10 protein-coding genes are annotated in these 14,849 nt (G+C 69.8%); 7 read left to right on the top strand and 3 right to left on the bottom strand.

Annotated elements, in window-relative coordinates; translation table 11 throughout:
* Positions 1–66: 66 nt before the first annotated feature.
* Positions 67–297 (bottom strand): DUF7455 domain-containing protein, encoded by a 231-nt coding sequence (locus ACFRKB_RS18550; RefSeq protein WP_114662714.1) that lies wholly within the window; start codon positions 295–297, stop codon positions 67–69.
* Positions 298–752: 455 nt separating this feature from the next.
* On the opposite strand from ACFRKB_RS18550, the gene ACFRKB_RS18545 reads away from it, so the two are divergent.
* The 6 genes from ACFRKB_RS18545 (at position 753) to ACFRKB_RS18520 (ending at position 7,643) form a co-directional block, all read left to right on the top strand.
* Positions 753–2,879 carry a DNA gyrase/topoisomerase IV subunit B gene (locus tag ACFRKB_RS18545; RefSeq protein ID WP_383106956.1) on the top strand — a complete coding sequence of 709 codons (2,127 nt, stop codon included), beginning with the start codon at positions 753–755 and terminating at the stop codon, positions 2,877–2,879.
* 234 nt (positions 2,880–3,113) lie between these two features.
* Entirely contained in the window at positions 3,114–3,623 is a 510-nt protein-coding gene (locus tag ACFRKB_RS18540; RefSeq protein WP_383106955.1) for a DUF1453 domain-containing protein, read from the top strand.
* The gene (locus ACFRKB_RS18535; protein WP_383106953.1) at positions 3,620–4,804 is read left to right on the top strand and encodes a sensor histidine kinase; all 1,185 of its coding nucleotides are present in this window, start codon (positions 3,620–3,622) and stop codon (positions 4,802–4,804) included. The genes ACFRKB_RS18540 and ACFRKB_RS18535 overlap by 4 nt, the downstream gene beginning before the upstream one ends.
* Positions 4,801–5,469, top strand: coding sequence for a response regulator transcription factor (locus ACFRKB_RS18530; RefSeq protein ID WP_383106952.1), 669 nt, complete (start codon positions 4,801–4,803; stop codon positions 5,467–5,469). The genes ACFRKB_RS18535 and ACFRKB_RS18530 overlap by 4 nt, the downstream gene beginning before the upstream one ends.
* A gap of 99 nt (positions 5,470–5,568) precedes the next feature.
* On the top strand, positions 5,569–6,054 hold the full coding sequence (locus ACFRKB_RS18525; RefSeq protein WP_383106951.1) for a DUF485 domain-containing protein: 486 nt from the start codon (positions 5,569–5,571) through the stop codon (positions 6,052–6,054).
* Positions 6,051–7,643: a solute symporter family protein gene (locus ACFRKB_RS18520; RefSeq protein WP_383106950.1), complete on the top strand. Its 1,593-nt coding sequence runs from the start codon at positions 6,051–6,053 to the stop codon at positions 7,641–7,643. The genes ACFRKB_RS18525 and ACFRKB_RS18520 overlap by 4 nt, the downstream gene beginning before the upstream one ends.
* A gap of 49 nt (positions 7,644–7,692) precedes the next feature.
* On the opposite strand, the gene ACFRKB_RS18515 is transcribed toward ACFRKB_RS18520, so the two are convergent.
* Together ACFRKB_RS18515 and ACFRKB_RS18510 are read right to left on the bottom strand one after the other, a co-directional pair.
* Positions 7,693–8,370, bottom strand: a complete 678-nt coding sequence (locus ACFRKB_RS18515; RefSeq protein WP_383106948.1) for a DUF7342 family protein — start codon at positions 8,368–8,370, stop codon at positions 7,693–7,695.
* Positions 8,367–10,076 carry a sensor histidine kinase gene (locus ACFRKB_RS18510; RefSeq protein ID WP_383106946.1) on the bottom strand — a complete coding sequence of 570 codons (1,710 nt, stop codon included), beginning with the start codon at positions 10,074–10,076 and terminating at the stop codon, positions 8,367–8,369. The genes ACFRKB_RS18515 and ACFRKB_RS18510 overlap by 4 nt, the downstream gene beginning before the upstream one ends.
* Before the next feature lie 330 nt (positions 10,077–10,406).
* Between ACFRKB_RS18510 and ACFRKB_RS18505 the strand changes: the two genes are divergently transcribed.
* On the top strand, positions 10,407–14,696 hold the full coding sequence (locus tag ACFRKB_RS18505; protein WP_383106945.1) for a galactose-binding domain-containing protein: 4,290 nt from the start codon (positions 10,407–10,409) through the stop codon (positions 14,694–14,696).
* The last annotated feature ends 153 nt before the right edge of the window (positions 14,697–14,849 follow it).

Raw genomic sequence — 14,849 nt, 5'->3', positions numbered from 1 at the left:
GGTGCGGGGGTGGCCGCCCGTCGGCCGGCACGGGGCCGGCCCCTGGCTCGTCGTGGATGCGAGGTGTCAGCGTTCCTCTTCACCGCCGCCGGCCGGTACGGCCGTCAGTCGGTCGGTCTCATCCTGTATTTCCGCGGCGATCTTCTTGAGTTCCGGCTCGAACTTGCGTCCGTGGTGGGCGCAGAAGAGCAGTTCACCACCGCTGGACAGGAGGACGCGCAGATAGGCCTGGGCGCCGCACCGGTCGCAGCGGTCAGCCGCGGTCAGCGGGCTCGCGGGGGTCAGAACAGTAGTCACGTCGCCTCTTCTCTAGCTCGACGAGCTGTCGTACCAGGGTCAACATCCAACCAGGCCGAAAACGTTCCCGCTCTCGGCTTTTCCTCGAAAGTTTCTTCCGTTGTGGCTGACTGCTGACGATTGGCGGCGAATGGGCCGTATTGCTCGCGGGGCTTCGCACTACGGGTTTCGCGTTGCTTGACGTTGCTTGTCAGGGGGATCGCCCTCGCCGGCCGGCTTGCCGGTTGTTGATGAGGACGTGCCCGGAGCCTAAATGGTTCATGCCTGGAAGGGAACGTGATGTGTGCTTCACTGCCCCGAAGGATCGAACACCTATGCGACCTTGCACTAGCATGAGAATTCGCGAGGGTGGCGTGACAACGGCTCTACCAGGCCTCTGTACCCTCTGACCGGTGACAGACGCCGGGCCTTTACCCCACGGGGGCCCATCTCAAATTCAGCGAGGAGCGAACCGCGTGACCGCCGATACGTCCGTGCCGTCCACTGCGCTGCTGACAGCAGACCGTGACGGCTCCAACTACACCGCGCGGCACCTGCTCGTCCTTGAAGGGCTCGAAGCGGTCCGCAAGCGCCCGGGAATGTATATCGGCTCGACCGACAGCCGCGGCCTGATGCACTGCCTCTGGGAGATCATCGACAACTCGGTCGACGAAGCCCTGGGCGGGTACTGCGACCACATCGAGGTGATCCTCCACGAGGACGGCTCGGTCGAGGTCAAGGACAACGGCCGGGGCATTCCCGTCGACGTCGAGCCCAAGACCGGCCTCTCCGGCATCGAGGTCGTGATGACCAAGCTGCACGCCGGCGGAAAGTTCGGCGGCGGCTCGTACGCCGCCTCGGGCGGTCTGCACGGAGTGGGCGCCTCCGTCGTCAACGCCCTCTCCGCCCGGCTGGACGTCGAGGTGGACCGCAACAGCGCCACACACTCGATCAGCTTCCGGCGCGGTGTCCCCGGGATGTTCACCGAGCAGGGCCCCGACAGCCCCTTCGATCCCGCGAACGGGCTGCGCAAGGGCAAGCGGGTGCCCAAGACCCGTACCGGCACGCGTGTGCGCTACTGGGCCGACCGGCAGATCTTCCTCAAGGACGCCAAGCTCTCCCTGGACACGCTCCACCAGCGGGCCCGGCAGACCGCCTTCCTGGTGCCCGGACTGACGATCGTCGTCAGGGACGAGCGGGGCCTCGGCGAGAGCGAGGGCGGCGGAGCGAACGAGGAGACGTTCCGGTTCGACGGCGGCATCAGTGAATTCTGTGAATATCTCGCGCCGGACAAGGCGGTCTGCGATGTGCTGCGGCTGACCGGCCACGGCACCTTCAAGGAGACCGTGCCGGTCCTGGACGACCGGGGGCACATGACGCCCACCGAGGTCACCCGCGAGCTGGGCGTCGACATCGCCCTCCGCTGGGGCACCGGGTACGACACCACCGTCAAGTCGTTCGTGAACATCATCGCCACCCCCAAGGGCGGCACGCATGTGACCGGATTCGAGCGTTCCCTGACCAAAACGGTCAATGAGGCGCTGCGTTCGGCCAAGATGCTCCGCGTCGCGGAGGACGACGTCGTCAAGGACGACGCCCTGGAGGGCCTCACGGCCGTGGTCACGGTACGGCTCGCGGAGCCGCAGTTCGAGGGCCAGACCAAGGAGGTCCTCGGTACGTCCGCGGCCAACCGGATCGTCGCCAATGTCATCGCCAAGGAGCTCAAGGCGTTCCTGACCTCGACGAAGCGCGACGCCAAGGCGCAGGCCCGGGCCGTGCTGGAGAAGGCCGTCGCCGCCGCCCGTACCCGGATCGCGGCCCGCCAGCACAAGGAGGCGCAGCGCCGGAAGACGGCGCTGGAGTCCTCCTCGCTGCCGGCCAAGCTCGCCGACTGCCGCAGTGACGACGTGGACCGCAGCGAGCTGTTCATCGTGGAGGGCGACTCCGCGCTCGGTACGGCCAAGCTCGCCAGGAACAGCGAGTTCCAGGCGCTGCTGCCGATCCGGGGCAAGATCCTCAACGTCCAGAAGTCATCCGTCTCGGACATGCTCAAGAACGCCGAGTGCGGGGCGATCATCCAGGTCATAGGGGCGGGCTCGGGCCGGACCTTCGACATCGACGCCGCCCGTTACGGGAAGATCGTGCTGCTGGTCGACGCCGATGTCGACGGCGCCCATATCCGCTGTCTGCTGCTCACGCTGTTCCAGCGCTACATGCGACCGATGGTGGAGGCGGGCCGGGTCTTCGCCGCCGTGCCGCCGCTGCACCGGATCGAGCTGGTCCAGCCCAAGAAGGGCCAGGACAAGTACGTCTACACGTACTCGGACAACGAGCTGCGGCAGACGCTGCTGGAGTTCCAGCGGAAGAACGTGCGCTTCAAGGACTCCATCCAGCGCTACAAGGGCCTCGGTGAGATGGACGCCGATCAGCTGGCGGAGACCACGATGGACCCCCGCCACCGCACGCTGCGGCGGATCAACATCGGGGACCTGGAGTCGTCCGAGCAGATCTTCGATCTGCTGATGGGCAATGAGGTGGCCCCCCGCAAGGAGTTCATCACCAGCTCCGCGGCGACGCTGGACCGCTCGCGCATCGACGCCTGAGACGGACGCCCCGGGCATCCGGGACGACGCCCGGGGCATCCGGGACGACACCCGGAGCATCCGGGACGACGCCCGGGGCGTCCGGGACGACGCCCGGGGCATCCCGGGACCACGGCCTCCACCCCCGGGTGGAGGCCGTTCCTCCACCCGCGATCAACCCCCGCGCCGATGCTCCGGCCCGGTGTTTCTCCGTAGCGTCGAAGTCGTTGAACTTCTTCGTCCCCGGAGGCCCCGATGTCCTCGCTCCTCAACGTGCTGGTGGCCGTCGCGGTGGTCGCCCTGATCGCCGCCCGCCAGTTCAAGCCCCAGCGGGTCACCGCCGACGGGCACCGCTGGCTGGTGCTGCCCGTCATCCTGGTCGTGGTCGCGCTGCGTGAGCCCGGCCTCCTGGACGCGCGGGAGCCGTCGCTGTCGGCGCTGCTGCTCGGCGCCGAGCTGGTCGTGGGGGCGCTGATGGGCGCCGGCTGGGCCAGGACCAGCCATATCTGGACCGAGCGGGACGGCTCGGTGTGGTCGAAGGGTACGAAGGCCACCGCCGGCGTCTGGGGCGCCGGGATCGCGCTGCGGGTGGGGCTCATGGGCGTCGGCGCGCTGACCGGCGTCCACCAGGGCAGCGGGGCGCTGCTGCTCGCGCTCGCCGCCTCGGTGCTGGTCCGCAGGGGTCTGCTGGTGTGGCGGGCCCATGCCGTCCGGCCGTCGTACGGTGACGGCGTAGCCGCCGCACCGTGGAAGGACCGTGTGTGACCCCAGAGGCCTGGACGAACTGGCCCTCCCGGGAGGCTCTCACCCGGGCGGGCCGCACCGATGCCCGGCGATGGCTGAACCGCGGCATCCGCGTGCTGGTCATCGGCGGCCTGCTGTGGTCCACCCTCGGTGAGCGACCCGTGGCCGGCTGGGGCGCGGTCGCGGCCGTCGCGGGCGTGCTGCTCACCGGTTTCCTCGCCTGGTGCTTCTACCGCACCACGCTGCGCAACGCTCTCTGGCCGTCGGTCGGGCTGCTCGTCCTGCTGATGGGCGGGGCGGTGGCCGCGCGGCACGGCGGGTTCGAGATCCCGGCCACCGTGCTCTGGTGCGGCTGCGCGGTCGTCGCCATGGAACGGCTGCCGCTCGTCGGCGCGCTGCCCACCACCCTTGTCGCCCTCGGCGGGTTCGCGGCGTACAACCAGGAGAGCTGGATCACCACCACGATCACCACCGCGGGGCTGCTCCTGGCCGGATACGTACTGCGGCTCGACGCGGAGGCGCGCGGCAACGCCCAGCGGCTGCTGGCGCAGGAACGCGCCGCCCGCGCCGCCGAGGCGGAGTCGGCCGCCCTCGCGGAGCGGGCCAGGATCGCCCGGGACATCCATGACGTCCTGGCGCACAGCCTCTCCGCGCAGCTCGTCCATCTGGAGGCGGCGCGGCTGCGGATCGAGCGCGAGCCGCACAGCCCGTTCCGCGACCAGATCCTGGAACGGGTCGTCGCCGCGCGCTCCATGGCACGCGAAGGGCTCGCCGAGACCCGTCAGGCGCTCTCCGCGCTGCGTGGCGAGATGGCGCCCCTCGGCGACTATCTGCGCGAACTGGCCGCGATGGACGGCGCCGAGGTCGAGATCGGCGGCGAACCCAGGCCACTGCCCGCGGAGGCGTCCCAGACGGTGCGCCGAGTGGTGCAGGAGGCGCTGACCAACGTACGGAAGCACGCTCCGGGCGCGCGGGTGCTGATCCGGCTCACGTACGGCGCGGACGAGGTGACGCTGGACGTACGGGATTCCGGCGGGAGGGGCGCGGCCCCGGCCGGGCTGGGGGCATCGGGCTCCGGGTACGGTCTGCTGGGGATGAAGGAGCGCGCCGAACTGCTCGGCGGCACTCTGGAAGCGGGTCCTGGAGACCCGGACGACCCCGACGGGAAGGGTTTCAGCGTGCGTCTGCGAGTGCCCGCATGACCGCGAGGGTGATCGTCGCCGATGACCAGGCCGTGGTGCGCGAGGGCATCGTGATGCTGCTCGGGCTGCTGCCCGGTATCGAGGTCGTCGGCGCGGCGCGGGACGGCGAGGAGGCCGTGGCCCTCGTCGCCGAACTCGCCCCCGATGTGGTCCTGATGGATCTGCGGATGCCGCGGTGCGACGGTGTGGAGGCCACCCGCCGTATCCGCGCGGAGCATCCGGGCACGCAGGTCGTGGTGCTCACGACCTATGCCGACGACGATTCGCTCTTCGCCGCGCTCCGGGCCGGCGCCCGCGGCTATCTCACCAAGGACGCGGAGGGCGAGGAGATCGTCCGGGCCGTCGACGACGTACTGGCGGGGCAGGCGGGGCTCGCGCCCGCCGTACAGCGCCGGCTGCTGGAGCGGGTCACGGCCCCGCCCGCCGCGCCCGCCCCGGCGCAGCTGCCCGACGGGCTCACCGCCCGCGAGGCCGAGGTGCTCTCACTGGTCGCCGAGGGGCTCTCCAACAAGGAGATCGCGCAGCGGCTGCACATCGGGGCGGCCACGGTGAAGACGCATATCAACAACCTCTTCGCCAAGACCGGGGTGCGCGACCGCGCGCAGGCCGTGCGCTACGCCTATCAGCGCGGGCTCATCCCGCCACCCGGGACCACCATCACCTGATGGAGTGAAGCCGGGGGAGAGAAGAGCCCAGGATCTTCGCACTCTGTCCATCCTTCTTGCACGCGGCCGAAACGGTGCGCCGACAAGGAGAGTTGACCGGTGGAGAAGCAGAAAGGGCGGGTCGCCGCGGCGGGGCGGCTCGACGACGCGTGGTACGAGGCGCTGTCCCCGGACTGGGGCGAGTGGGGCGGTACGGACGGCACCGCGGCGCCCGACGCACCGGGCCCCGACGCACCGGGCGCGGCCGAGGCCGCCGGCGTCTACGCCGAAGTCCAGCGCAGCGCGGCCTTCCAGGACGTGCGCGGTCGCTACCGCCGGTTCGTCGTCCCCGCCTCGCTCGCCTTCCTCGGCTGGTACGTGGCGTATGTGGTGGCGGCGACTGCCGCGCCGGGGCTGATGGCCCGGCCGGTCGCGGGTGCGGTGAATGTGGCGATGGTCGCGGGCCTCGGCCAGTTCCTCTCCACCTTCCTGCTGACCTGGGCGTACGCGCGCCATGCCCGGCTGCACCGGGACCGCGCGGCGCTCGAACTGCGCTGGGCCGTGTTCGACCGGCGGGCGCGCGGCGCCGAGGGGGACGAGCGGTGAGCGGCGACCACCAGACCCTGGCACTGCTGCTGTTCAGCGCGTTCGTCGCGGTCACGCTGGGGATCACCACCTGGGTGAGCCGCCGCAGGCAGGGATCCGCCGAGGAGTTCTACGCGGGCGGCCGGCTCTTCTCGCCCATGGAGAACGGATTCGCCATCGCCGGGGACTATATGTCCGCGGCCTCCTTCCTCGGGATCTCGGGCCTGATCGCCCTCTTCGGCTACGACGGGCTGCTCTACTCGGTCGGCTTCCTCGTCGCCTGGCTGGTCGTGCTGTTGCTGGTGGCCGAACTCGTCCGTAACGTCGGCCGGTTCACCCTCGCCGATGTGGTCGCGGCCCGGATGCGTGAACGTCCCGTACGGATCGCCGCGGGCACCTCCTCGGTCACCGTCTCCGTGCTCTATCTGGTCGCGCAGATGGTCGGCGCGGGCAGCCTCGTCGCGCTGCTGCTCGGCGGCACGAGCGGCGCGGTGCGCGCCTGGACCGTGATCGGCGTGGGCGCGCTGATGGTCATCTATGTCGTGCTCGGCGGGATGCGCGCCACCACCTGGATCCAGATCGTCAAGGCCGTCCTGCTGCTGGCCGGCGCGATCGCGCTGACCGTCCTCGTCCTGGTCCGCTTCCACGGAAACGTCAACGACCTGCTGAACACCGCGGCGGAACAGAGCGGCCACGGCAGGGATTTCCTCGCGCCGGGACTGCGGTACGGCGGCGACTGGACCGCGCGCACCGACTTCATCAGCCTCGGGCTGGCGCTCGTCCTCGGCACGGCCGGACTGCCGCACATCCTGTCGCGCTTCTACACCGTGCCGACCGCGCTCGCGGCCCGCCGCTCGGTCATCTGGTCCATCGGGCTGATCGGCGGGTTCTATCTGATGACGATCGTGCTCGGGTTCGGCGCGGCGGCGCTGGTCGGTACGGACGCGGTACGTGCCTCCAACGCGGCCGGGAACACCGCGGTCCCGCTGCTCGCCCTCGACCTCGGCGGCGGGGCGGGATCGACCGGCGGGACGGTGCTCTTCGCGGTGGTCGCGGCGATCGCCTTCGCGACCATCCTCGCCGTCGTCGCGGGTATCACGCTCGCCTCCTCGGCCGCCGTCGCCCATGATCTCTACGCCTCGCTGAAGCGCGCGCACACCAAGCGGCGAGGGGAGGTGGCCGTGGCGCGGCTGGCGGCGGCCGGGATCGGCGCGGTGGCGATCGCGCTCAGTCTGCTGGCCCAGAACCTGAACGTGGCCTTCCTGGTCGGGCTCGCCTTCGCGGTCGCGGCCTCCGCCAATCTGCCCGTGCTGCTCTACTCGCTGTTCTGGCGGAGCTTCACCACGCGCGGCGCGGTCTGGTCGGTGTACGGCGGGCTGATCCCGGCGGTCCTGCTGGTGGTGGTCTCGCCGGTGGTCTCGGGGAGCCCCGAATCGATCCTGCCCGGCGTCGACTTCGCGTTCTTCCCGCTCCAGAACCCGGGGGTGGTCTCCATTCCGCTGGGCTTCCTCGCGGGCTGGTTCGGTACGGTCACCTCCACCGAGCCGCCGGACGGGACAAGGCACGCGGAGACCGAGGTCAGATCGCTGACCGGGGCGGGAGCGGTCTGAGGCGGAGGCACGCGCCCAAGCGGAGGCGTGTCCTCGGCCGCTCGTGTCCTCAGCCGCTCGTCGCCCAGGCGTAGCGGTGCTCGGGGCGCCCCGTCTCCCCGTACCGCAGCGTGAGCCGTACCCGCCCGGCCCGCTCCAGCAGTTTGAGATAGCGCTGCGCGGTCTGCCGGCTCATCCCCGCGCGCTCCGCGATCTCCTGCGCCGAGAGCGGTCCGTCGGCGCCCATCAGCACCCTGCGGACCACCTCCGCGGTGGTGGGGGAGTGGCCCTTGGGGAGCGTGGGGGCGCTCGCGGCGGAGAGCGCCCCGAACATCCGGTCCACCTCGGACTGTTCGGCCTCGCCGCCGCCCTCCACGGTGCGGCGCAGCTTCGCGTACGCCTCCAGCTTGGCCCGTAGCCCGGCGAAGTTGAACGGTTTGACCAGGTACTGGAGCGCGCCGTGGCGCATCGCGGACTGGACGGTGGCGACATCGCGCGCCGCCGTCACCATGATCACATCGGTCTGATGGCCGAGCCGCCGCAACTCCCGTACCACCGCGAGCCCGTTCTCGTCCGGCAGATAGTGGTCGAGCAGGATGAGATCGACGGGGTGTTCGGCGATCCGGTCCAGGGCCTCGGCGGCGGTGTGCGCCTGGGCCACCACCCGGAAGCCCGCGACCTTGGCCACATAGGCCGTATTGATCTGCGCGACCCGGATGTCGTCGTCCACGACCAGTACGTCGATCATCGTGTCTCCCCTGCCGTGGCCTGCTCGCGGGCCGTTCCGGGTGCCGTTCCGGACCCCGTGGTCGCGTCCGGTTCCATGCTCCCGCCCGGTTCCGCCTCCGCCAGCGCCTCCGGCAGGACGACCGTGAACTCCGCGCCGCCGTGCGCCCCCGCGCCGACCCGTGCGCTGCCGCCCTGCCGCTCGGCGAGTCTGCGCACCAGGGCCAGCCCGAGGCCGCGTTTGCCGTGGGCCGGTGGTTCCTTGGTCGACCAGCCCTCGGAGAAGACCAGTTCGCGCTGGTCGGGCGGGACGCCGGGGCCGCTGTCGGAGATCACGAGCACGACCGTACGGCCTTCGGCGCGCAGCTCCACCTCGATCCGCGGGTCCTCGGAGCCGGCCGCCGCGTCCAGCGCGTTGTCGACGAGGTTGCCGACGACCGTGACCAGGCCCTGCGGGTCGATCAGCCGGTCCGGCAGCCGCGTTCCGGGGGAGAGCCGCAGCGAGACGCCCCGCTCCGCCGCGACCGTGGCCTTGCCGACCAGCAGCGCGGCCGGCAGCGGGTCGTGGATCCGCTCGGTGATCTGCTCGGCGGTGGCCCGGTGCACTCCGACGACCTCGGTGACGAACTCCACCGCCTCCTCGTGCATCTCCAGCTCCAGCAGCCCCAGCAGCGTATGCATCCGGTTCGCGTGCTCGTGGTCCTGGGCGCGCAGGGCGTCGATCAGCCCCTTGGTGGCGTCCAGTTCCCGGCCGAGCCGCTCCAGCTCCGTACGGTCGCGCAGGGTCACGACGGCGCCTCCGTCGTCGGTGGGCATCCGGTTGGCGACCAGAACGCGGCTGCCCTGGACGGCCAGCAGATCCTCGCCGACCACCCGTCCCGCCAGCACCTCGGTGGTGCGCCCGGCGCCGAGCACCTCGTCCAGCGGCCGTCCGGTGGCGTCGGGGCCGAGCCCCAGCAGCCGCTGCGCCTCGTCGTTCATCAGCCGGATCCGGCCGCCGCCGTCCAGCGCCACGACGCCTTCGCGCAGGCTGTGCAGCATGGCCTCACGCTCGGTGAGCAGCGCCGAGATATCGGAGAAGGCCAGGTCATGGGTCTGCCGCTGGAGGCGCCTGGAGATCAGATACGCGGCGAGCGCTCCGGCGGCCAGCGCGCCGCCCGCGTACGCGAGGAGCCCGGGGATGGCGGCCAGGAACCGGTCGCGGACGCTGTCGTAGGCGATACCGACCGAGACGGCCCCGACGATCTGCCCGCTCTCGTCACGCAGCGGCACCTTGCCCCGGGCGGACCGGCCGAGCGTGCCGCTGTCCAGCTCCATGACGTCCTTGCCCGCGAGGGCGTCGCTGGGGTCGGTGGAGACGACCCTGCCGATCTCCTTGACGTCGGTGTGCGACCAGCGCACCCCGCGTCTGTCCATGATCACCACATACTCGGCGCCGGTGGACAGACGGATGCGCTCGGCCTCGGCCTGTACGGGGCCGTCGGCCGTCGGATCCGTGGCCACGAGATCGGCGGCCACGTCCGTGGAGGCCGTGGTCTCGGCGATGGCCAGCGCGCGGCGCATCGCCTGGTCGTCCAGCTCGGCGCTGAAGGGCGCGAGGAAGAGGCCCGTGGCCAGCACGGTGACGCCCGCGGCGATCACGAGCTGCATCAGCAGCACCTGCGAGAAGACCCGGCGTGGCCAGCCGAATCGCCGTCGTCTGCCCGCGGTGCTCGGTGCGGCGTTCATATGTACGAACGGTAGAGGGCAGCGCGCCCTTTTCGAAACTTCCACATTGGCGCAAATAACTTGCATGATTTGCGGTGCGCTTACGGTTCCCTGCTGAGCGGCCGGAAACCGGTATGCGTGGCGTATTGGTGGCTGCCCGACGGCTACCCCGGGTGGGGGCCGGCTGATGTGGTTCTGTCCGAGCAGTGGACGCATTCGCATTTCTCTGCAACTCTCTGACCGCAAAACGCAAAAGACTCTGTTCAGTAGTGCAGAAATGCCTGTTCTCCAAGCACGCAGCCAGAGCCGCGCCCTCGTCGCCCCCGCGCCGAGGCCGAAGATCGGGGATCCATGAGATCGCTACGCCGGAGATGGCGGGTCCTCTCCGCCGCCATAGCCACCAGTCTTTTGATGATCGGCTGGCCGTCGATGACCGCTGCGGCGGCCGACGGTCCCAACATCGCCGCGGGGCGGACCGCGGCGGCGAGCGCGACCTCGGGCGACGGGACCGCCCGGAACGTGACGGACGGGGATCAGTCCACGTACTGGGAGGGCGACGGCAAGAAGTTCCCCCAGTGGGTGCAGACCGACCTGGGGTCGAGCAAGCGCGTCGACCAGGTGGTGCTGAAGCTCCCCGCGGCGTGGGAGTCCCGGAAGCAGACGCTCTCCCTCCAGGGCAGCGCCGACGGCACCAGCTTCTCGACGCTGAAGTCCTCCGCCACGTACAGCTTCAGCAAGGGGGCGGGCAACAAGGTCACCGTGTCCTTCCCGGCCACCAGGGCGCGCTTCGTACGGGCGAACATCACGGGCAACACGGCGGGGAAGAAGGCCCAGCTCTCCGAGCTGGAGGTGCGGACCGCCGCCGCGGCGTCCGTCAACCTCGCCCTCGGCAGAACGCTCACGGCGAGCAGCTTCACCGAGGTCTACGGACCGGGCAATGCCAATGACGGCAACAAGGCCAGCTACTGGGAGAGCAGGAACAACGCCTTCCCGCAGTGGATCCAGGCCGACCTCGGCTCCTCGGTCCGCGTCAACCAGGTGGTGCTGCGGCTGCCGGACGGCTGGGGCGCCCGGGACCAGACGCTGAAGATCCAGGGGAGCGACAACAACTCCACCTTCACGGATCTGACCGCGTCCAAGGCGTACACCTTCAACGCCGCGGGCGGCCAGGCGGTGACGATCCCCTTCGACGCCGTCACCACGCGCTATGTCCGCGTGCTGATCACGGCCAATACCGGCCAGCCCGGCGGACAGGTCTCCGAGCTGGAGATCTACGGCCCCGAGACCGGGGACACACAGGCGCCCAGCGCGCCCACGGAGCTGGCCTACACCGAACCGGTCTCCGGCCAGATCAAGCTGACCTGGAAGGCGTCCACCGACAACACGGGCGTGACCGGCTACGACATCTACGCCAACAACGAGCTGCGCACGAGCGTCGCCGGCGATGTCACGACGTTCACCGACACCCAGCCCACCGGGACGACCGTCTCGTACTACGTACGGGCCAAGGACGCGGCCGGAAACGTCTCGGGCAACAGCAACACCGTCACCCGCCAGGGCGACAGCGGTGACACGCAGGCGCCCACCACCCCCGCCAACCTCGCCTTCACCGAGCCGTCCTCCGGCCAGATCAGGCTGACCTGGGGCGCCTCGACGGACAACAAGGGCGTGACGGGGTACGAGATCTACGCCAACAACGTGCTGCGCCAGACCGTGGCCGGCGATGTCACCACGTATACGGACACCCAGCCCACCGGGACGACCGTCTCGTACTACGTACGGGCCAAGGACGCGGCGGGCAACCGGTCGGGCAACAGCAACACGGTCACCAGGAACGGCAGCAGCGGCACGGCGTCGAACCTCGCCGTCGGCAAGCCGATCAGCGCGTCCTCCGTGATCCACACCTTCGTCGCGGAGAACGCCAACGACAACAGCGTCACGACCTACTGGGAGGGCGCGGGCGGCAGCTACCCCAACACCCTCACGGTGAAACTGGGCGCCAACGCGGACACCCAGAGCGTGGTCGTCAAGCTCAATCCGGACAGCAGCTGGGGACCGCGGACCCAGAACATCCAGGTCCTGGGGCGTGAGCAGAGCGCCTCGGGGCTCACCAGCCTGGTGGCGGCCAAGGACTACGCGTTCAGCCCGGCGAGCGGCAATTCGGTGACCATCCCGGTCAGCGCGCGCGTCGCCGACGTCCAGCTGAGGTTCACCTCCAACACCGGTGCCGGCGCGGGGCAGGTGGCGGAGTTCCAGGTGCTCGGCGAGCCCGCGCCCAACCCGGACCTCCAGGTCACGGCGGTCGGCGCGACCCCCGCCGCGCCGGTCGAGTCCGACCCGATCACCCTGTCGGCCACCGTACGCAACTCCGGGGCGGTCGCCGCGCCTGCCAGTACGGTCGAGTTCCAGCTCGGCGGCAGCAAGGCCGCCACCGCCGCGGTGGGCGCCCTGGCGGCCGGGGCCTCGGCCACCGTCACGGCGGACATCGGCCCGCGCGACGCCGGTTCGTACCAGCTCGGCGCGGTCGCCGACCCGGGCAATCTGGTCATCGAACAGAACGAGACCAACAACTCCTACACCAGCCCCACCGCGCTGGTGGTGAAGCCGGTCTCCAGCTCGGACCTGGTCGCCGCGACCGTCTCCACCTCACCGTCCTCGCCCTCGGCCGGGGACACCGTCACCTTCTCGGTGGCGGTCAAGAACCAGGGCACGGTGGCCTCCGCGGCCGGCGCCCATGGCATCACGCTCTCCCTGCTCGACTCCAAGGGAGCCACGGTCAAGACCCTGACCGGCGCGTACAACGGGACCATCGCCGCCGGGGCGACCACCGCGCCGGTCGGCCTCGGCACCTGGGCGGCGGCCAATGGCTCGTACACCGTGAAGGTGGTCCTCGCCGACGACGCCAACGAACTGCCGGTGAAGCGCGCCAACAACACCAGCACACAGCCGCTGTTCGTCGGGCGCGGCGCCAATATGCCGTACGACATGTACGAGGCGGAGGACGGCACGACGGGCGGCGGCGCGCAGGTCGTCGGCCCGAACAGGACCGTCGGCGATATCGCGGGCGAGGCGTCGGGCCGTAAGGCCGTCACGCTCAACAACACCGGCAACTATGTCGAGTTCACCGCCAAGGCCAGCACGAACACGCTGGTCACGCGCTTCTCGATACCGGACGCCCCGGGCGGCGGTGGCATCAGCTCCACCCTCAACATCTATGTCGACGGCACGTTCCTCAAGGCGATCGACCTCACCTCCAAGTACGCGTGGCTGTACGGAGCGGAGACCGGCCCCGGCAACTCGCCCGGCTCCGGTGCGCCCCGGCACATCTACGACGAGGCGAACGTCATGCTCGGCAGGACCGTCCCGGCGGGCAGCAAGATCAGGCTCCAGAAGGACGCGGCCAACACCTCCACCTACGCGATCGACTTCATCAACCTGGAGCAGGTCACGCAGATCGCCAACCCGGACCCGGCCACGTACACCGTGCCAGCCGGAACCACCCACCAGGACGTGCAGAACGCCCTGGACCGGGTCCGGATGGACACCACGGGGAAGCTGGTCGGCGTCTATCTGCCGCCCGGTGACTACCAGACGTCCAGCAAGTTCCAGGTGTACGGGAAGCCGGTGAAGGTCGTCGGAGCCGGTCCCTGGTACACCAGGTTCTACGCCCCGGCGGCGCAGGAGAACACCGATGTCGGCTTCCGCGCGGAGGCCGCGGCGAAGGGCTCGTCCTTCACCGGCTTCGCCTACTTCGGGAACTACACCTCGCGCATCGACGGTCCGGGCAAGGTGTTCGACTTCTCGAATGTCTCCGACATCGTGATCGACAACATCTGGAACGAGCACATGGTCTGCCTCTACTGGGGCGCCAACACGGACAACATCACGATCAAGAACTCCCGGATCCGCAACATGTTCGCCGACGGCATCAACATGACCAACGGCAGCACGGACAACCATGTCGTCAACAACGAGGCGCGGGCCACGGGTGACGACAGCTTCGCGCTGTTCTCGGCGATCGACGCCGGGGGCTCGGACATGAAGAACAACGTGTACGAGAACCTGACCTCGATCCTCACGTGGCGGGCGGCGGGTGTGGCCGTCTACGGCGGCTACAACAACACCTTCCGCAACATCCACATCGCGGACACGCTCGTGTACTCGGGCATCACGGTCAGCTCGCTGGACTTCGGATATCCGATGAACGGCTTCGGGACCGATCCGACGACGATCGAGAACGTGTCGATCGTCCGGGCCGGCGGGCACTTCTGGGGAGCGCAGACCTTCCCGGGGATCTGGCTGTTCTCGGCGTCCAAGGTGTTCCAGGGGATCCGGATCAACAATGTCGACATCGTCGATCCGACCTACAGCGGCATCATGTTCCAGACCAACTACGTGGGCGGTCAGCCGCAGTTCCCGATCAAGGACACCGTCCTCAGCGATATCTCGATCTCCGGGGCCCGCAAGAGCGGTGACGCGTTCGACGCCAAGTCCGGCTTCGGACTGTGGGCCAACGAGATGCCGGAGGCGGGTCAGGGTCCGGCCGTCGGTGAGGTCACCTTCAACGGTCTGACGCTCAACAACAACGCCCTGGACGTGAAGAACACCACGTCCACCTTCAAGATCAACGTCAACCCGTAGGAGGGGCACGGACGCCCCCGCGGGCCGTAGTGTGGTGGCGGGCGGGGGCCCCCCGCCCGCCCGTGGCTTAACGCCCCCGTTAAGCCCGTATTAAGCTCTCAACCAAGTAGCGTGCCACCCGTGCGGTAGTCTTTGGGGTGTTTCGCGGCGACA

The organism is Streptomyces scopuliridis, from assembly GCF_042790125.1.
In the GTDB taxonomy this organism is placed as follows: Bacteria; Actinomycetota; Actinomycetes; order Streptomycetales; family Streptomycetaceae; genus Streptomyces; species Streptomyces scopuliridis_A.
Note: the sequence above shows the minus strand (reverse complement) of the source record. Positions and strands in the feature narration are given on the sequence as shown.